This is a genomic window from Staphylococcus saccharolyticus (assembly GCF_900458815.1).
Classification (GTDB): Bacteria; Bacillota; Bacilli; order Staphylococcales; family Staphylococcaceae; genus Staphylococcus; species Staphylococcus saccharolyticus.
The window spans coordinates 72,829-91,994 of the sequence record NZ_UHDZ01000001.1; the positions used below are offsets into that span (position 1 = coordinate 72,829).

Consider the following 19,166-nt stretch of genomic DNA (forward strand, 5'->3'; position numbering starts at 1 on the left):
TAAAATATTTATATTTTAATAATTTTTTCAAAAATTAAAAACTTAATAAAATCAAATTAAAAAATGTATTGTAGAATTTTTGAGAGTATAAATGATATTAAATTACAAATAACGAATAATATATCTAAGCTGCGGAGTATATTGAAATAATGAGATTATAGTGATGAATCAATCATTCATTGGTTCAACCTGAAAAGTATTAGCTATAAAAGTAATCATATTGCACTGATAAAAGTTGACAATCACATTTCAATATCTCATATATACAATCATATTATTCAAGTATTAAACATTGATAAATCATTTTAATGATATATTTTACGTAATTTTAATGAAAAATACAACTAATTTAATTTTTATGTTAATATAAATATAATAGTTATGTTTTTAATCTTTATATTGGGAGCAAAAAATATAGAGGTGATTTTTTTGAAAAATAATAATGGAATTAAAAGATTCAGTATTAGAAAGTATGCAGTGGGAGCAGTATCAATTATTACAGGTGTAACAATTTTCATTGGAGGACAACAAGCTCAAGCAGCTGAAACATCTCAGCAACATGTTGATATATCTCCACAGTCGCAACAGACGTCTCAAGCAACTCATAAAGAAGTTGCTAACAAACAATCTATCACTTGATGGTGAGAGCAAAACTTCTAGCACTTCGACTCAAACGCAAGATATTTCTGAGCAACCACAAGACATAGCTAATCATCACCATAAAGAAGTGGATACATCGAGACAAGGTGACACTGCAAAACAAGTCACATCCTATCAACAAGGCGTCCTTCCGTCTCAAGTAACAAAAAAGAAATACAAAGGCAGATAAAGAGACAACTAAGCAACAAAGTGGAATATCTAACAACGGTTTCTTATGACTGCATCAACTTAGGAATTCAAAAATCAACATATCATCAAATGAGGATACATATCCTAAGACAACGAAACAAAGTAATCATGTAACGTAACACCAAAAGAATGAACAACAAGTTCTAGCGCAATATAATTAGAATCACAAGGATCAACAAGTAGCACCAACATTGAAAGACACAAACAAGATTGATAAAGCACAAAAGCAATCATCGAAAGCTACAACTCAAAACCGCACTGTATCAACGCTAAAGAAAGTGGAAGCATCTAAGCATCATACTACGCCAACTCTCAATACAAAAGAAACAACTAAACACGCAACGACATCAAAAGTTAAATCAAAACAACCACAACCATCAACATCAAAGGCACCTCGCGCACCATACAGTTAAAGCAATCTAAACATATCAATCAACTTACTGCACAAGCACAATACAAAAATAAATATCCTGTTGTATTCGTTCATGGATTTGTTGGTTTAGTAGGCGAAGATACATTTTCAATGTATCCAAATTATTGGAGTGGTACTAAATTTAACGTCAACAAAGAACTCACAAAACTGGGTTACAGAGTTCATGAAGCGAATGTTGGCGCATTCAGTAGTAACTACGACGGTGCAGTTGAACTGTATTACTATATCAAAGGCGGTCGTGTAGACTATGGCGCAGCACGTGCAGAGAAGTATGGGCACAATCGATATGGTAGAACTTATGAAGGCATTATGCCGGATTGGGAACCTGGTAAAAAGATTCATCTTGTTGGACACAGTATGGGTGGACAAACGATTCGTTTGATGGAACACTTTTTAAGAAATGGCAATCAAGAAGAAATTGGCTATCAGTGGCAACACGGCGGTACGATATCAGATTTATTCAAGGGTGGCAAAGACAATATGATATCTACTATCACAACTTTAGGTACGCCACATAATGGAACACCTGCTGCGGATAAATTAGGTTCAACGAAGTTCATCAAGGATACGATTAACCGAATTGGACAAGTTGGTGGTAGTAAAGCACTTGGGTTAGAATTAGGGTTCTCTCAGTGGGGATTCAAACAACAACCAAATGAAAGTTACGCCGATTATGCTAAACGTGTCGCAAATAGTAAAGTTTGGGAAACTGAAGACCAAGCTGTGAACGATTTAACATCTGCTGGTGCTGAAAAGTTAAACAAAACAACAACGATTAATCCTAATATTGTGTATACATCTTACACAGGCGCTGCCACACACACGGATCCATTAGGCAATGAAGTGCCAAACATCAGACAATTCCCGTTATTTGACTTAACAAGCCGAGTGATTGGTAGTGACGAAAATAAAAAGTCAGAGTGAATGATGGAATCGTATCTGTATCTTCTTCTCTACATCCGAGTGATGAAGCATTTAAAAACGTCGGCCTTACGAATTTAGCAACTGAAAAAGGTATTTGGCAAGTAAGACCAGTTAAAAAGGACTGGAATCATTTGGACTTCGTGGGATTAGATGCCACTGACTATAAACATACAGGTGAAGAATTAGGTCAGTTTTATATGAGTATGATTAACAATATGATGAAAGTTGAAGAGTTAGGTGGCGTTAGTCATAATTAAGAAATATAGAGAAAAATAGATTTTGGAGAACCATGAATTTTACAATCCGTGGTTCTTTATTTGTTTAAAAAAAAAAGAAACCTAACAATTAGTAAAAACTCTACTTAAGAACTTATATCCATATGCATATTAACCCCTTATTTAAATCAATATAAATGGAGGTTAATTGAAAAGAGTTATCAATTGGTGTATTATATTGATGTAATATTTTATTTTTATTAACAAATAACATTATAATGGGGTATTTGCCGTTGAATAAATATTTGATAAATGACAAAAACAATTGTGATAAATCAATTTTGCTATTTCCTTATGCGGGTGGAGGATCTAATATTTATAAAGATTGGACATCTGCTTTTCAAAATTTTGATGTTATTCGAATATTATATCCAGGAAGAGAAAGCCGTTTTAGTGAGTCGCCTGTCACTAATTTAAAAAAGTTAACCAATGATAATTATGAAGAAATGTTAGAAAGTTTCAATTTTAATAACCCATATTATCTATTTGGTCACAGTATGGGTACAAAAGTTGTTTATGAACTCACTTTAAGGATTCAAAACAATAACCAATTACCAAATCCTAAAGGTATTATTATTTCAGCGGGGAGAGCCCCGTGTTTTATGGAACCAAAACCTATATACCATCTTGATGAAACTGGATTTATAGAAGGATTAAAAGGTTATGGCGGTACACCTGTAGAAGTTTTGGAAAATAAGGAATTGATGACCTTGTTTTTACCAATGCTGAGAGCAGATTTTATTATTGATGAAAAATATCAAAATTTAAATCAAAAGCAATTAGAAAGTCCTATACTCGCGCTCATGGGGACAAAAGACGAACAAATGGAACTCTATGAATTATTAGAATGGGAGAACTATACAACTAAATCATTTAAATATGAGTATATAGAAGGTGGGCATATGTTTATAAATAATAATGCAGAAGAAGCCATAGTAAAAATTAAGGAATTTATCAATGATCTACAAAAAGTACATCATTGACAGTATGAACTCACTTCCAATTGAAAATGTTTTACAAGATTTAACGAAAGGGTATGTCTCTATCATTATTGTTATGTCCCAAAAGTTTGATAATAAAGAATTAAATTACAATTACTTAACAAATGATCAGATTAAAAGGCTAGAGAATATCTTATTACCAAACGATAGGAAAAATTTTTTGATTTCTCATTCCATTGTAAATTTGTTTTATTGCTCAATAAATAACTGTGAGGTAATCAATTTAAAATACATATATAGTCAATATCAAAAGCCATATATAGATAATGAATACAATATTCAGTTTAATATATCTCATACAATGGGATGTAATGTAGTAGCATTTTCACAAAATGCGTCTATTGGAATAGATGTAGAATACAAAGATAGAGATATTGATTTTCTAGATATTATAAATAAATATTTTACTATTTTTGAAAAAAATTATATCAAACAGCAGTCTACACGTTTTTTTGAATGTTGGGTTGCTAAAGAAGCGTACTTAAAATGTATGGGATGTGGATTAATCAACGGATTAATAAATACAGAAATTGATATTATCGATTCAAATCACTTTCAAATTATTAATAAAAACAGTCATAAGACGCATGTTATTCGAATTGAACATATTAATAACACGCATGTAATGGGTGTCACTAGTATGGAGGTTAAAAATGAATAAAAGACAACAACTAGAAGATTATTATGATCAGTACGTATGGAAACATCAAACATTAGATGAATTTATAGTAGAAAAAGCACAACGATATGCTAAAAATATAGCTATCATTGATGAAGATATTGAAATAACGTATGAGGATTTGATAGTGGAAATTGAAAATTATGCATGTGAAATGCAAGTAAATGGATTAAAAAAAGGAGACAAAGTTTTAGTACAACTACCTAATTGCATAGAATTTATAATTATTATATTTGCACTATTTAAAATTGGAGCGATACCTATATTAGCTTTAGCAACACATCGAAAAAATGAAATTAAAGGTATTATTCAAAAATCCGACGCAGTTGCTTATATTGCTAAAAAATATTATTTAGGCTTTTTATATGAACCATTCATTGAAGAAATAGAGATAGAAATCAATTGTAAGTTAGATAAATATATTTTGGATTCTACCAAGCATTATAAAAGTTTTTATTCAAAAAATCGTAATGATTATGTTTTTCAATTAAATGCAGAACAACACGAACGTTACAAAGAAACAGCACTCCTTTTATTATCAGGAGGAACTACTGGTATACCTAAATTGATACCACGAAGACATTGTGATTACATCTATGCTGCTGAACAGTCTGCGAAAAGAAGCTTATTAGGTGAGGATGCTATTTATTTAGTGGCATTACCTATGGCGCATAATTTTCCATTAGGTTGTCCTGGTATAATTGGTACATTTTCTGTTGGTGGTACTGTCGTCATATGTAATATAACAAGCCCAGATGAAATATTGCCGTTAATTGAAGAGCAAAAGGTTACGCATACAGCACTAGTACCATCTATAGCAAAGTTGTGTATCGATTTTCATAAACAGTATTCTGTATATGATATCAGTTCTCTTAAATTAGTTCAGGTTGGAGGAGCACCTTTAGATACTTATACTAGCACGCAAATTGAAGAACAATTAGATTGTGTATTACAACAAGTGTACGGCATAGCAGAAGGACTAATTAGTATGACATCTCCTACTGATTATAAAGACATTATTTATGAAACGCAGGGCACACCTATCTCAGAGTATGATGAGATAAAAATTGTAGATGAGCAAGATGAAGAAGTGGATGAAGGAAATTGTGGTGAACTATTAGTAAGAGGTCCATATACAATTTATAACTATTTCAATGCACCACATATGTATTGTGTTGATAAAGATTTGTACTTTAAGACCGGTGACAAAGTATGTAAACAGCATAATGGTTGCTATAGAGTTGTTGGTCGCATTAAAGAAATGATTAATAAGTCAGGTGAGAAAATTTTACCGAATGAGTTAGAAACAATACTGCTTACACATAAGCAAATTAAAGATGTAAAAGTTATTGGTCTTAAAGATGATAGGGTAGGAGAAAAGATCTGTGTTTGTGTGGATAAAAATGCGAATGTAAGCATTCATGAATTAAGAAAGTATTTAAAACAACAAGGCATAGCTGATTTCAAATTACCTGACTGTCTGAAAAAGGTAAATGATTGGCCGTTAACATCGTTAGGCAAAATTGATGTAAAAAAATTGAAAGCGCTCATTAAGTAAGAAAAGAAGGTTATAAAATGGGACAAGATACACTAAAAGATAAAATGAAAGCTCAAATGATGGACTGGATTTATGAAAAAGCAAATGACTCAAATATAGATTATAATCAAAATCTTGTGGGTTTAGGTGTTCAATCTATTGAAATCATGGAATTGGCAAGTATGTTTAGAAGAGAAGGTTTAGTGATTAAATTTTCCCAATTGATTGAGAAACCTACATTGAGTTGCTGGATAAAGTTGATAGAATCAGCGACTGTTCGGCATGAAAAAAGTAAAGCATAGAGATAAAACGGTTATTAACAATGAACCATTCCAACTTACAGATGTTCAAAGCGTATATTTAATTGGGCGTGAAGACGATCAAGAACTAGGTGGTGTAGGTTGTCATGCTTATTTTGAGTTTACAGGTCATCAATTGGATGTAGATAAGCTGAACCAAGCTTGGTATAAAGTTCAGATGAGGAACCCTATGCTTAGAGCTATACTTACAAAAGAAGGGCAGCAATACTTTTTGCAAGAACCAACTGCTAAAGATATAGAAGTAATTAATTTGGAAAAGTTTAATTCAGAAAAAATTCAATTAGAATTGAAAAAGTATAGAGACACCATATCGCATAAAAAAAGGAATGTATTTGAAGGTGATGTTGCTGGATTAACTGTCTTCTTATTACCAGATAATAAAATGCGACTCACATTTGATATTGATTTGCTTGTGGCAGACATTTTAAGTATAAGCATAATCATTAAAGAAATTTCCAGACTATATAATGGTAAAGATCCAGATAATGTTGAGGATATCACATTCGAAGAATACATAGAAAATTTAGAAATAGATAACCGTAGTATTAGAGAAAGTAAAGCGTTTTGGAACAATAAAATAAAAAATTTGAATATCAAACCTATTCAACTGCCTATCTTGAAAAATCCTAGAGATGTGCATAGGATAAAGGTGAAACGACATACAAGAAAATTGAATAAAGAAAGATGGGAGGATATTAAAGTACAAGCAGAGGCGCATCATACTACACCTTCTATTGTATTATTGACTTGTTACATGATAATTTTAGAAAAATGGAGTAATCAAGAGAACTTTTATGTAAATGTTCCATTGTTTAATAGAAAGCACATTAATAAGCAAGTAATAATATTATCGCAGATTTTACTAACTTATTATTAGTGGAACATATACCTAAACCAAACGAAAAGTTTGTTGAGACGTTAGAAAGAGTTAAACAAACTTTTATACAAAATGTTGCTCATTCTGATTACAGTGGTGTTAACGTACAAAGAGATATTTCAAAACAGCATGGCACTCAATTGAATGTAGCGCCAGTAGTATTTGCTTGTAATATTGATTATGAGCTAGAAGATGATGAAACAATAAACACATTAGGAAATATGACATATATGATATCTCAGACGCCAGGTGTATGGTTAGATTTTCAATCTTATATTAAACAAGATGAATTATTAATATGTTGGGATAAAGTTGATGCATTATTTAATGATGATATCATAACAAAAATGTTAGATGACTATTGTTTCTTACTAGAATCGCTTCGAGAAAGTGCGAGTTGGGACAACATTAGTAATGTATTTCTTCAACCTGAAGGGCAATTTGAAATTCAATCAACACTGCCAAATAAAAAATTATATGATGGGTTTTTAAAAAATGTTAAAAATCACCCAGAAAAAGTAGCCTTGATTGATAGCGGTTCAAATAATGAAGTCAGTTATAAGGAACTATTCCAAAAATCAATGGCGTTGGCCCAAACATTAAAAGATAACGGTGTGAAAAAGGGAGATTACATAGGTATTATTTTACCAAGAGGTTTACATCAAGTGGTATCAATACTAGGTATTTTACTTGCTGGAGCAGTCTATGTGCCAATTGGTATCGACCAACCTAATGCAAGAAAGAGAAAAATATATAATCAAGTCGGTATTGATGTATTAATCACTTATCATCAGTACGTAAATAAATATAATTTTGATCAAAATTATCAAACAATCATTGATATAGACACTATAATTAAAGAGACATTAAATGAAATCGTTGATATATCTGCTGACGATTCAGCATATGTAATTATGACATCCGGTTCAACAGGAATACCTAAAGGCGTAGAAATATCACATAATAATGCGATGAATACGATATTAGATATTAATGAAAAGTACGGAATTACTTCAGGAGATTGCTTGATGATGGTATCGTCCATAGAGTTTGATTTGTCTGTATACGATATGTTCGGAATTCTAAGTAGTGGAGGGACAGTCGTTTTAACAAGTAATAACAATTATAAAGATCCACATCAATGGTTAAATATTATTAAACAGTATCAAGTTACACTTTGGGATTCAGTTCCTATCCTTTTTGATATGTTGGTAACGTATGCGGAAGGAAAACAAGAAATGCTTCCATTAGAAAAAGTATTTTTATCAGGAGATTGGATAGACCTTCAATTGCCTAAACGTTTTTATAGTATTTCTCGTAGACAAAGTATAGTTATCGCAATGGGTGGCGCTACAGAAGCATCCATTTGGTCTAATTTTATAGAAGTTCCTCGTGATTTACCTGATGATTGGATTTCTATACCTTATGGTATTGCTTTAAAAGGACAATTGTATAAAATCGTAGATAAATTTGGACGCACATGCCCTGAAAATGTGATTGGTGAACTACATATTGGAGGTTACGGGGTAGCTAAAGGATATATCGGTGATACAACATTAACTAACGACAAATTTTATATAGATCAAAATTGTATCCGATGGTATAAAACTGGAGATAATGGTCGAATTTGGAATGATGGTACGATTGAATTTTTAGGAAGAAAAGATCAACAAGTTAAAATCAAAGGTCATAGAATTGAAACTGGAGAAATTGAAGCTACAATAACAGAGGTTGATGGTGTTGATAAAGTTAAAGTAATCGAAGTTAATGGAAGATTATCTGCATTTATTATTCCGAAGAAGAACAAAGTGAACAAACAATAGATAGAACTTTCTGACAATACTACATCATACTTATCGAAGATGGATAAAACGTTATATGAAGTGTTGTTGAAAATTTTCAAGAAAGCAAATGCCCTTAGTGAAGGATATTTCACATCACTTAAAGATATATTAAATCGCTTAAAGGTCAATAAGAAATATGAAACGGTTGTGACAAAATGGCTAGATAGATTAGTCAAAGAAAAATATGTGATTCAAAAAGATAACATGTTTAAATGTATATTCTTCGATTATAATCTATCTACCAAATTAGATAAAGCTGATCCGCTAATGAGTTATATCGAAAACTTGGAGTCATTTATCCCTAAATTAATTGCCGATGAGCTAAATCCAATAGAATTATTTTATAGTAGAGATAATCATTTATCTCCTACGTACTTAGCTACATTAATGCCTTGGCATAATAAAATAATACAATCTATAACCGAAAAGTTAAGAAATTTTAAAAAAGATAACTTGAATATTTTAGAGTTTGAAACTAGAAATCTAGAAGTAAGTGAAGCTATATACCAGAGTGTGGCAAACCGTGCGAGCCATTATGACTACCTTGATACATCATATATTTCTAAAGCTATATATAAAGATAAGGATAAAGGTTTCCATTTCAAAACGACGTATAATCAAATAAAGTCTATGCAGTATGATGTCATTATCTTAATTAATGCATTACATAGAAGCTATGATGTAAATCAAACGATAGCACAATTAAAACCTAAGCTTAAGGAAGGTGGACAATTCATAATTGTAGAGCCTAACATAAGTTTATTTATTGAGGAACTTACGGTAGACATCCTTAATGCATATATTGGTGATAATCAACATAAAAAAACATTGAATCAGTGGATAGATTTATTTATAGCACATGAATTTGAATGCAATAACATTCAGCAACTAGGGATTCAAATGGTTTACTCAAATATATTTCACATATCACGTACTTCAACAAATAAGACTATAATACAACAAAAATTAGTACAATTATTACCCGATTACATGATTCCATCTCATTTTATAATGTTGCATCAATTTCCGTTAAATCAAAATGGAAAAATTGATAATAATCAATTGAGAGAATTAATAGAACCAGTACATTTAAAATCTAAATCATACGAAAATCATTATTTAAATAACACTGAAGAAATGATATTAAAAATTTGGGAATCAGAATTTAATGAAAAAATCACTGATATTAATACAAATTTCTATAAAAAAGGTGGCGATTCCTTATTAGCAACATATATTGCTACGAAGATTGAGAATACATTCAATATAAATTTTACAATCAAAGATGCGATGGAAAATATAACGATAAAATCGCAAGCAAAGAAAGGTACAGCAGAAAGCCAATTGTCTATGTCTAGTGACATTACTGAATTTAAACAAGATGTGCAAATCAAAATATTCCTTTTAACTTAACCGATGTTCAATATTCATATTTTATCGGTAGAAAAAAAGAATTAAACGAGAATAATGTTTCTACGCATTGCTACTTTGAGATAGATGCTTATGACTTAAACACTAAAAAATTGGAAAGTGCTTGGAATAAATTGATTCATGAATGCAAAACGAATCTATTGAAGCTAAGAGACAGACTTTCACATCAAGTTCTTGATATCTATCAATGGCCGATGTTTAATATCAATGTTTCTTTATTGCATAATAAATTGATGAGAATTCATGTAAGTTTTGACAACTTGATATTTGACGGTTGGAGTATGTTTACTTTACTCGAACAGTGGAGTCAAATTTACTTTGATTATAAAATTGACAATCAACTCACTCATTTAAGCTTTAGAGACTATGTTTTATATTTAAACAAAATTAAAAAACTCAAATGCTATGAAGAGGATCAAGCTTATTGGTTTGGAAGAATCTCAAGGTTCTTAAAGGCACCTAATATACCGATGGCTCAATCGACGTCGCAACATTCAAATATTTTTACAAGAAGGTCTCATCATATAGATGAACATATGTGGAATCAACTGAAAGATAGAGCACAATCTCTTAACATTACGCCTACCACGTTACTCATAGGTGTATACGCTGAAGCTATTAGGCAAGTCAGCACTAATGATAACTTTTCATTAAATATAACACAGTTTAATAGAATACCTGTAAGTCCAGATATTAATAAAGTAATAGGAGATTTTACAACATTAACATTATTAGAAGTGGATCATGGTGGAGAACAGAAATTGAGTGAACGCTTAAAACGTATCCAAACTCAGCTTGTAAAAAATTTAGAGCACAATAAATATTCAGGTGTAGAATTCCAAAGGGACTTAAGACATTATTGTGAATTTGATGACTACGTTTTAATGCCTTTTGTCTTTACTAGCGGATTAGGAATACATGCTTTAAACAGTCGTAAACAATTTGGTGAGATTACTTACAATATTAGTCAAACCCCGCAAGTCTGGTTAGATAATCAAGTCATAGAACGAGATAATGGATGAGATATTTATTGGGATAGTGTTGATAGTCAACTTGGAACACACAATTTAGATATGATGTTTGAGTTCTTTGTAGAAATATTATGTCATACTTCCATAGATCAATCATATTTATACAAAGAAATAGATATAAATGATAATAAAAGAGATTTGTATTTTGAAGCAGTTAAAAGTATTGATGAAGCGGAAGAAATTAATAAATATGAAGTAACTATTCATGAGATAAATAGCATATTTGCTGATATTTTCAGTGGAACTGTACCAAGTCATTCTAGTAAATTTTTTGAAGCAGGTGGAGACTCATTTAAAGCTATAACATTAAGCAATCAAATCAGAGAAAGGTTTGGAGTTGAAATTGAACTTGCATATATTTTCACTAACCCTACCTTGAGTGAACTTGTAAGTAAAATTGAAGAAATTAAAATCACAAACGGTAGCGAAGGAGTTGTGTGAAGATGAAAAATTGTATTGTTTGTGGAAGTAGATTTGGTCAGTTTTATTTAGAAGCATTAAAGTGTATACCCAATGTTAATATTATTGGGATATTAGCTAATGGAAGTGAAAGATCAATAGCATGTGCAAATTACTATAACGTTAACTTATATAAATCGGTAGAGGAGTTACCAGAGAATATAGACTTTGCTTGTGTTGCTATTAAATCAGAAGTTCAAGGTGGCCAAGGAAATCTAATAGCTGAACGAATGTTGGAAAAAGGCATCGATGTCATCTTTGAACAACCAATCTCTGAAAAAGAATATGCATTTTTATTTTCACTAGATAATAAAGAGCAAAGGTACTTTGCTATATGTAACCTTTATAGTCATCTACCAAGTGTTAAAAATTTAATTGAAAACTATAGAATGATAAAAAAAGAACAAAAAGTAAAATATATCAATATAGACTTTGCTACACAATTGTCATTTCCAGTAGCACAAATATTATCCAAGCTACTTCCGGAATCTGTAAATGCTCATTTTACTATGTTAGAACAAAATGCAGGACCTTATCAGTTTGCTACAGCAATAATCAAAGGTATTCAACTCAATTTAAATGCCCATAATATAGTTGTTGAACAAGAAAAAGAGCGATTTATGAAGATACTTTTTAGTATAAAAATAGGCTTTGAAGGTGGAGAGTTAAATCTAGTAGACCCTCATGGGTTTGCTTATTGGAGGCCGTTTATTTATTTTCCAGATCGATATAACATTCCATCAAGTCTTTATGACAAACCACCGACTGGTATGACATATCAATATATACTCTCTACATACGATGAGCCTGAATTCACACAACAATCTATCTTTACGGAATTGTGGCCACGTATTATTGCCGAGGAAATAAATATATATTTGGAAATTAATCAGTCTGATTTGCATCATTTCAATACAATAGCGCAAAGTCAGATTAACACTGCACTGATATGGAAGAAAATAATGCAATCATTCGGATATCCATTACTGGTTGCTATTGATTGTTATAAGGTATTCGATGTGAAACATTTAGTACAACATCACTCGAAAAATGAAAATACGATTGATTGTATGACGAGGTTGGAAAATGTCTGTGCACAATCAATGCTTTATGTATTGTGTCGCCATCTAGATAGATAACATCAAGTGTATAAGTACGAAGAAGTCATTGAGCATTTAAACGTTAAAAAAAGTACCACAATATTATTAAACGATGGCTTAGTTATTTAGTTAATAAGAATTACATTATTAAGACAAATGCAGGAAATTATCTATTTGAAACGCAGTTGATATCAGAGTCTGCAATCCTTAAAGTATGGCAAACACTTGAATTAAATTGGAATCCAAAGGTAATGCCAACATCTGTAATTAAATATTTTAAATCACATTTTGAGCATATAGCTGGGATATTAACAGGAAAAACTTCGGCTAATTTATTATTATTTGAGCATGGGAATAATACAATAGCAGATGATTTGTATCAAAATACTGCTATTGCACGATTTATCAATGAGCAAATTGAAAAATACATCAATCATCTTACCGAAAATGAATCATTATCAATTTTAGAGTTAGGAGCCGGTACAGGTGCTACTACTTTAAAGATAGTAGATAGGTTAGGAAAATCATATAAGGGAGAATATATTTTTACGGATATTTCACATTATTTCATTGTATCGGCAAAAGAAAGATTTCAGCAATACCCTTTTATGAAGTACAGTATTGTGGACATAGATCATACATATGAGAAATCGCTTATAAGTAATAAAAAATTTGATGTTATTATCGCAGTGGGTGTGATGAATAATTCCCAAGATATTAAATGTTTACTTAACCAATTGCATCAAAAATTAACTGAAAAAGGAAAATTATTGATTGGTGAAGCATACGGTGAATCTTCAGTCATTCTTATGACTCAGGCTTTTATGATGAAAGAACCTAAAGATGTGAGAAAACTTAAAAGTATGACCTTTTTGAATTTAGAAGATTGGTACAACATTTTTGAAGAAACTGGCTTTAAGTTGTTGCGTAAAGACCCTTTTCAAATTGATGAATTAGCTCAATTTAAACAAGCGCTTTTTATATTAGAAAAGAGGTAAGTGTGTATAAAATTGGTCACTTGCATTACAAAGTTAAAAGTCTAACGAATGCTATCAATACAATTAAATAAACTTGGTTTTAACGTAGAAAAAGCCAGTGCCAACTCCAAAAATGCATTTATTTGGTTTGAAACAGGTCCTTATATCGAACTTATAGAGATGAATAATGTTTTAATACCTTTTGCTTATATATTTAGATGGTTATATGGCAAAGCAATGAAAGAACGATGGAAAAAATGGTGTGGTAAAAAAGAAGGTTTTGTAGACTTTGCAATCGAACCTATTATTGAACATTTAAAATCCATCAATAGATTTACTCAAAATCAAGAGATACTACGTAATTTCGGTATTCATTCAAGTAAAGTCATTACTTGGAGTAGAAAGAATTTAAATGATGAGAAAATTTATTTTAGTTACCTACCAATACTACCGGTATCTTTACCATTTGTAGTATCAGATTATAGTGTAGTTCAAAGACCTAAGTGTATTTTACATAAGAACAACTTAGTGAAAGTAGAAAAAGTGAACTTTATATGTAAAGGGCCAGAATATACTAAGTTAAAGAAAATATTATCAAATGATTCATGCATACAACTCGTTGTAGGAAGTGTTTCGAAAGTTGACCAAGTCATTTTAAAAAATAAAAACGGAGAGCTTTATCAGTTAACTAACCAAATGACTATAGAAAAGAAGTGAATAGCTTGAAAATAGAAGATAAATTAATTGCTCTATATCGTAGTGGTGTAAATGTATGGATTGAAGATAATCAGTTGCATTATAAAAGTATAAACAACCAGTTACTAAGCGAAGATTTAATGTTCCTAAAAGAGAACAAGAGAAATATTATGATGCTTCTAAAATCAAATAGTAAGTATGAATTATTTAATAATGCCACTCAGTTTCCACTAAAAGATATTCAAAGTGCATATATGATAGGTAAGAAAAGTGATTTTGGAGAAGTCTCTAGTCATGTGTATTTTGAAGTTTATTTTCCGCAATTAGAAGAATATAAAGTTAATCAGGTGTGGAACAAATTAATAGCAAAGCACGAAGCACTAAGAACAGTCATTGATTCATGGGAAACTCAACACATATTAGATGAAAATAGAAATTACCAAGTGTTATTTAATGAGGGTGAACATCAGTGCAATGACACACGCTATAAATTAATGAATAAATCTTATAATCCATCTATATGACCATTATTTGATATAGAAGTAAGCCAATTAAATGATCAATCGCTCTTACATTTGTCTTTTGACTTTTTAATCCTTGATTGGACAAGCATCTGGATTTTATTGAAAGAATTTGAAATAGAGTATTTTAACGATGATAGCAACGTCGAATTACAGCAAAGTCAAAGTCTAAAAGAGATTTATAAAAACAATGAATTGAAAAAAGCAAGGTCTAAATATTTGTACGATCAATCCTATTGGATGAATAAAATGGAGAGTCTGGGCAATTACCCTCAATTACCAATAAAAATGAAAGAAGTTAAAAATGAATTTTCAAGAAAAACATTTTCACTTCAGAAGGCAACTTGGGACAGTATCAAAGAAGTTTCACACATTCATGGTTTAACTTATAACACGATAGCTTTGACAGCTTTTGCATGTGTCATAAATAAATGGGCGCAACAGAGAAAATTTGTAGTGAACTTAACTACCATGAATAGAAAGGCTAAAAATGAAAACATAGACTATGTTATTGGAGATTTCACATCAACTAATTTATTGTCGGTAAATATAGATGAGGACGCATCATTTTTAAATAATGCTAAAACGTTACAAGATGATTTGTTTAGAGATCTTCAACATAGTGACTTTTTAGGTGTACAAGTAATAAGAGAATTAAGGAAATCTAATCCTAATTGTATCTTCCCAATTGTCTTTACAAGTTCATTAGGAATGACTGGTATGAATTATGACTATATGAAACTTGGACATACAGGTATCAGTCAGTCTCCACAAGTGTTTATGGATTGTCAAATCATGGAATTAAATGGTGAATTACATGTCAATATTGATACAAGGATAGGTGTGTTTAACGAAGCATTTATAGATGCTTTTACAAATGATTATCAACAATGTTTATTAGATATTGCTGAAAATAATAAATTCATGCAAACATTGAAGCCTTGGTATTTTGTTGAACGTAGCTCACAACAATTTAATGAAATAATTCAGAATAGTAACAACAATTCGGATGAGTTGCATCTTAAGAAAGTGAAGATTGACTACAATATTTTGCCAGAGACATTGGTGCAAAATATTGTTGAACAATGTAAGAAAATGATGCAAGTAGATATATTAAATGATGATGATAATTTCTATAGACATGGTGCAGATTCGTTAATATTAGCAAGGCTTTCGACAACCATTATCAATATTTGTAAAGAACATCAGCTAACTCATTTGAATTTTGATAATTTGTTAAGAGTTTTATTAGCGGAACCTACAATAAGTAGAATTTTAGAAGAGCTTAATAATACCTTATTATCAGAACATGCACATGACCTCGAAAAAGACCGTTCCGTTGGGGAGTTAACATTATTTAAAGAAGAAGGACAAGTGCTTAAAGTATTTTTTCATGCAGGTCTAGGGACAATGAATTGCCTAAGATACGTGCTTGAAGAACTCAAACACACTGACCATGATGCTATCGCAGGCGTTACAATTTTGAACCAACAACAGTACTGTCGCATAGAAAGAAGTCAGTTAGTTAAAATAATCAGTGAATCATATGCTGAATTGATTGTAGATTCAGGATACGAAGATGTGCATTTAGTGGGATACTGCTCTCTGGTGGACTTATTGCGTTAGAAGTAGCGAGCATACTTATGCTCAGTGATGACATTAATGTTGAGCATGTTACATTAATTGATACGTCTCCATCACCTATATCGAAAATAGACTATATGGTTTCTGAAATGTCTTTTATACAAAATTATTTTATAACAATTAAAGATGTACTACCCAATATTGATTACAGTAAGTTAAATCAAAGTATTAAAGCAATGTACATTGATAAAAGTACACATGCAGATTATGACTTACTCAAGTTTATTAGTAAACAGTATGGATGTAATGATTCTATGAGAATGGAATTAGAATACTTTTTCAAAACATTGACGTTTGAGGAACGATTTGAAAAATATGCTAAAGTCATCGGAACTCAACAAGGACAACAGGATGAAATGAACAAAGAATTTTTAATATCTACCTATAAAACACAAATGGCTAGTTGGGAAGGCGCACACATGGTACCGACGACTTATATTGGAGATGTAACATATCTCAAAGCAGAAAACCAAGCAGGATTTGATTTACTTCCAATTCAAGATAGTCATGATTTTTGGAAACAATGTTGTATCGGTAATTTTGAAGAAAGATATATACCTGGAAATCACTATGATTGTGTAGAAGATGTTGAAAATGCAACATATGTTGCACGTTTACTAAGAAAATAAAGGAGATTTATATATGCAAAAATAAACAATTAGAAATTTAATTACAGTAGGTATTTTCACAGCCATTTATTTAGTTATATTTTTTGTAACATTTATGATTGGATATATTCCATTTTTAATTCTAGGTCTCATTTGTCCAATTATTTGTGGCATTCCTTTTATCTTATATGTTATGAAAATAGATAAATTTGGCATGGTGACATTAACAGGGACAATCCTAGGACTTGCTTTTACAGTAATGGGGAGTGGTCTGATTATGATTCCAGCTGGCTTTATTTTTGGTTTGCTCGCAGATTTTATGATGAAAGCAGGTCATTATAAAAAATGGAAACATATCTCATGGGGGGTATGCATGCTTCTCACTATGGATGATGGGATTTGCAATGCGTATGTATATTGCTAGAGATCAATGCTTTAAAGAAATTAGAAAGTCGTATGGACAAGACTATGTCAATGTTTTGAGATCCATTACACCACTTTGGATGTTACCAGTAATGTTTATTTTAACTATTATAGGTGGTCTTATAGGTGCTTATTTAGGTAAGAAAATGTTTAATAAACACTTTAAAAAGGCGGGACTTGTGTGAAGCCCACTATCAATGGATTAGTTGATCGTAGAAATATACTTGCAAAATTAGATCCTAGAACAAAGATTTTACTAACTATCACAATCAGTACAATTCTAATATCAAATGGTAGTTCACAGAATATTATAAGACTCTTGTTAACGTTATTTTCACTTATTCTTTTGTTGAGTATTAATAGAAAAAGTCAGTTTTTAAAATGTGTAGGAATTTTTATTGCATTATTTTTAATACAAGAATGGGTAATACCACAATCTCACGGTATGCTGAAATTCATCCTTCTAGGTTTGATTGGAATATTTATGAATATGTTGCCAGGATTCATTGTTGGATACTATACCTTGTGTTCTACGAAAGTAAATGAATTTATAGCTGTAATGGAGAAAATGAAATTTCCACGTAGCATAATTATTCCAATAACAGTCATTTTTAGATTCTTTCCAACTATTGGAGAAGAACACAAACATATTAATGATGCTATGAAAATGCGAGGAATAACATTTACTCATCATTTCTTAAAAGTTATTGAATATCGTTTAATACCACTTATTATTTCAGTAGTTAAGATTGGCAATGATTTATCTTTTATAGCGATGACAAGAGGAATAGATTCTCCCCATGCAAGAACAAATGTTTGTACTGTCAAATTTAAACTACTCAATAAGCTGTTATGTTTAGTGTTGCTGGTATTGTGGATGGTTTATTTCAAGGAGAAGTTGTTTAATGATTAAATTTCAAAATGTAACATTCAACTATGTTTCATCAGAACAGCCAGCGATTAAAGATATAACATTTCATATTCATCCAGGAGAACTAGCAGTATTTTGTGGTAAATCTGGGAGTGGCAAGTCAACAATTAGTAAATTAATCAATGGATTAATACTTAAAGTACAAAATGGTAATATTTCAGGACAAGTTTACCTAGATGGTCGCAATATTTCAGATATTAATATGTTTCAATTATCCCAAATCGTTGGTAGCGTGTTTCAAAATCCTAAAACACAATTTTATAACGTCGACACGACAAGTGAGTTGGCATTCAATTTAGAAAATCAAGGCATAGACAGTACAATCATTGTCGATAAAATTAAAACGATAATGACAGAATTTGAGATTGAACATTTGTTAAATCGTAATATTTTTGAGTTATCTGGTGGAGAGAAACAAATCATTGCGTGTGCAACGGTGCTAATTACAAATCCAGATATTGTTGTGTCAGACGAACCTTCATCTAATTTAGATATGTATAGTATCAAAAAATTGAGAGAAATGATTAGCTATTTAAAGCAAAAAGGGAAAACGATTGTTCTTATCGAACATTGATTAGATTAGATCATCGATATTGCTAATCATGT

Annotated in this window: 19 protein-coding genes and 1 pseudogene; all 20 read left to right on the forward strand. The window is 30.9% G+C overall.

The window, feature by feature from the left end:
- Positions 1-429 precede the first annotated feature (429 nt).
- A pseudogene (gene lip / locus DYE57_RS12760) lies at positions 430-2,463 on the forward strand (YSIRK-targeted triacylglycerol lipase).
- Between the two features lie 251 nt (positions 2,464-2,714).
- Positions 2,715-3,464: a thioesterase II family protein gene (locus DYE57_RS00330; protein WP_232619743.1), complete on the forward strand. Its 750-nt coding sequence runs from the start codon at positions 2,715-2,717 to the stop codon at positions 3,462-3,464.
- 319 nt (positions 3,465-3,783) lie between these two features.
- Positions 3,784-4,143, forward strand: a complete 360-nt coding sequence (locus DYE57_RS11770; protein ID WP_165417843.1) for a 4'-phosphopantetheinyl transferase family protein — start codon at positions 3,784-3,786, stop codon at positions 4,141-4,143.
- Positions 4,136-5,719: an AMP-binding protein gene (locus DYE57_RS00340; protein ID WP_115312481.1), complete on the forward strand. Its 1,584-nt coding sequence runs from the start codon at positions 4,136-4,138 to the stop codon at positions 5,717-5,719. Before DYE57_RS11770 ends, DYE57_RS00340 begins: the two co-directional genes overlap by 8 nt.
- A gap of 17 nt (positions 5,720-5,736) precedes the next feature.
- Positions 5,737-6,000 (forward strand): phosphopantetheine-binding protein, encoded by a 264-nt coding sequence (locus tag DYE57_RS11955; protein WP_232619742.1) that lies wholly within the window; start codon positions 5,737-5,739, stop codon positions 5,998-6,000.
- On the forward strand, positions 5,981-6,895 hold the full coding sequence (locus DYE57_RS11960) for a condensation domain-containing protein (protein WP_232619741.1): 915 nt from the start codon (positions 5,981-5,983) through the stop codon (positions 6,893-6,895). The genes DYE57_RS11955 and DYE57_RS11960 overlap by 20 nt, the downstream gene beginning before the upstream one ends.
- The gene (locus DYE57_RS11965) at positions 6,895-8,718 is read left to right on the forward strand and encodes an amino acid adenylation domain-containing protein (protein WP_232619740.1); all 1,824 of its coding nucleotides are present in this window, start codon (positions 6,895-6,897) and stop codon (positions 8,716-8,718) included. Before DYE57_RS11960 ends, DYE57_RS11965 begins: the two co-directional genes overlap by 1 nt.
- Positions 8,719-8,757: 39 nt before the next feature.
- Entirely contained in the window at positions 8,758-10,152 is a 1,395-nt protein-coding gene (locus DYE57_RS11970) for a phosphopantetheine-binding protein (RefSeq protein WP_232619739.1), read from the forward strand.
- A gap of 212 nt (positions 10,153-10,364) precedes the next feature.
- Entirely contained in the window at positions 10,365-11,192 is an 828-nt protein-coding gene (locus DYE57_RS11975) for a condensation domain-containing protein (protein WP_238994477.1), read from the forward strand.
- A gap of 51 nt (positions 11,193-11,243) precedes the next feature.
- Positions 11,244-11,642: an acyl carrier protein gene (locus tag DYE57_RS11980; RefSeq protein ID WP_232619737.1), complete on the forward strand. Its 399-nt coding sequence runs from the start codon at positions 11,244-11,246 to the stop codon at positions 11,640-11,642.
- 2 nt (positions 11,643-11,644) lie between these two features.
- The gene (locus tag DYE57_RS11985) at positions 11,645-12,799 is read left to right on the forward strand and encodes a Gfo/Idh/MocA family oxidoreductase (protein ID WP_232619736.1); all 1,155 of its coding nucleotides are present in this window, start codon (positions 11,645-11,647) and stop codon (positions 12,797-12,799) included.
- Positions 12,800-12,945: 146 nt separating this feature from the next.
- Positions 12,946-13,758 carry a class I SAM-dependent methyltransferase gene (locus tag DYE57_RS11990; RefSeq protein WP_232619735.1) on the forward strand — a complete coding sequence of 271 codons (813 nt, stop codon included), beginning with the start codon at positions 12,946-12,948 and terminating at the stop codon, positions 13,756-13,758.
- Positions 13,759-13,806: 48 nt separating this feature from the next.
- Positions 13,807-14,454 carry a hypothetical protein gene (locus tag DYE57_RS00355; protein ID WP_232619734.1) on the forward strand — a complete coding sequence of 216 codons (648 nt, stop codon included), beginning with the start codon at positions 13,807-13,809 and terminating at the stop codon, positions 14,452-14,454.
- Between the two features lie 5 nt (positions 14,455-14,459).
- Positions 14,460-14,957, forward strand: coding sequence for a TubC N-terminal docking domain-related protein (locus tag DYE57_RS11995; protein WP_238394100.1), 498 nt, complete (start codon positions 14,460-14,462; stop codon positions 14,955-14,957).
- Positions 14,958-15,008: 51 nt separating this feature from the next.
- Complete coding sequence (locus tag DYE57_RS12000; protein WP_232619732.1) at positions 15,009-16,580, forward strand: condensation domain-containing protein; 1,572 nt, start codon at positions 15,009-15,011, stop codon at positions 16,578-16,580.
- Between the two features lie 17 nt (positions 16,581-16,597).
- The gene (locus DYE57_RS12005) at positions 16,598-17,227 is read left to right on the forward strand and encodes a hypothetical protein (RefSeq protein ID WP_232619731.1); all 630 of its coding nucleotides are present in this window, start codon (positions 16,598-16,600) and stop codon (positions 17,225-17,227) included.
- Between the two features lie 76 nt (positions 17,228-17,303).
- Positions 17,304-17,630: an MptD family putative ECF transporter S component gene (locus tag DYE57_RS12010; RefSeq protein WP_232619766.1), complete on the forward strand. Its 327-nt coding sequence runs from the start codon at positions 17,304-17,306 to the stop codon at positions 17,628-17,630.
- Positions 17,611-17,814, forward strand: a complete 204-nt coding sequence (locus DYE57_RS12015; RefSeq protein WP_232619730.1) for an MptD family putative ECF transporter S component — start codon at positions 17,611-17,613, stop codon at positions 17,812-17,814. The genes DYE57_RS12010 and DYE57_RS12015 overlap by 20 nt, the downstream gene beginning before the upstream one ends.
- On the forward strand, positions 17,811-18,542 hold the full coding sequence (locus DYE57_RS00370) for an energy-coupling factor transporter transmembrane component T (RefSeq protein WP_115312482.1): 732 nt from the start codon (positions 17,811-17,813) through the stop codon (positions 18,540-18,542). The genes DYE57_RS12015 and DYE57_RS00370 overlap by 4 nt, the downstream gene beginning before the upstream one ends.
- Complete coding sequence (locus DYE57_RS12020; RefSeq protein ID WP_232619729.1) at positions 18,535-19,134, forward strand: ABC transporter ATP-binding protein; 600 nt, start codon at positions 18,535-18,537, stop codon at positions 19,132-19,134. The genes DYE57_RS00370 and DYE57_RS12020 overlap by 8 nt, the downstream gene beginning before the upstream one ends.
- Positions 19,135-19,166 lie beyond the last annotated feature (32 nt).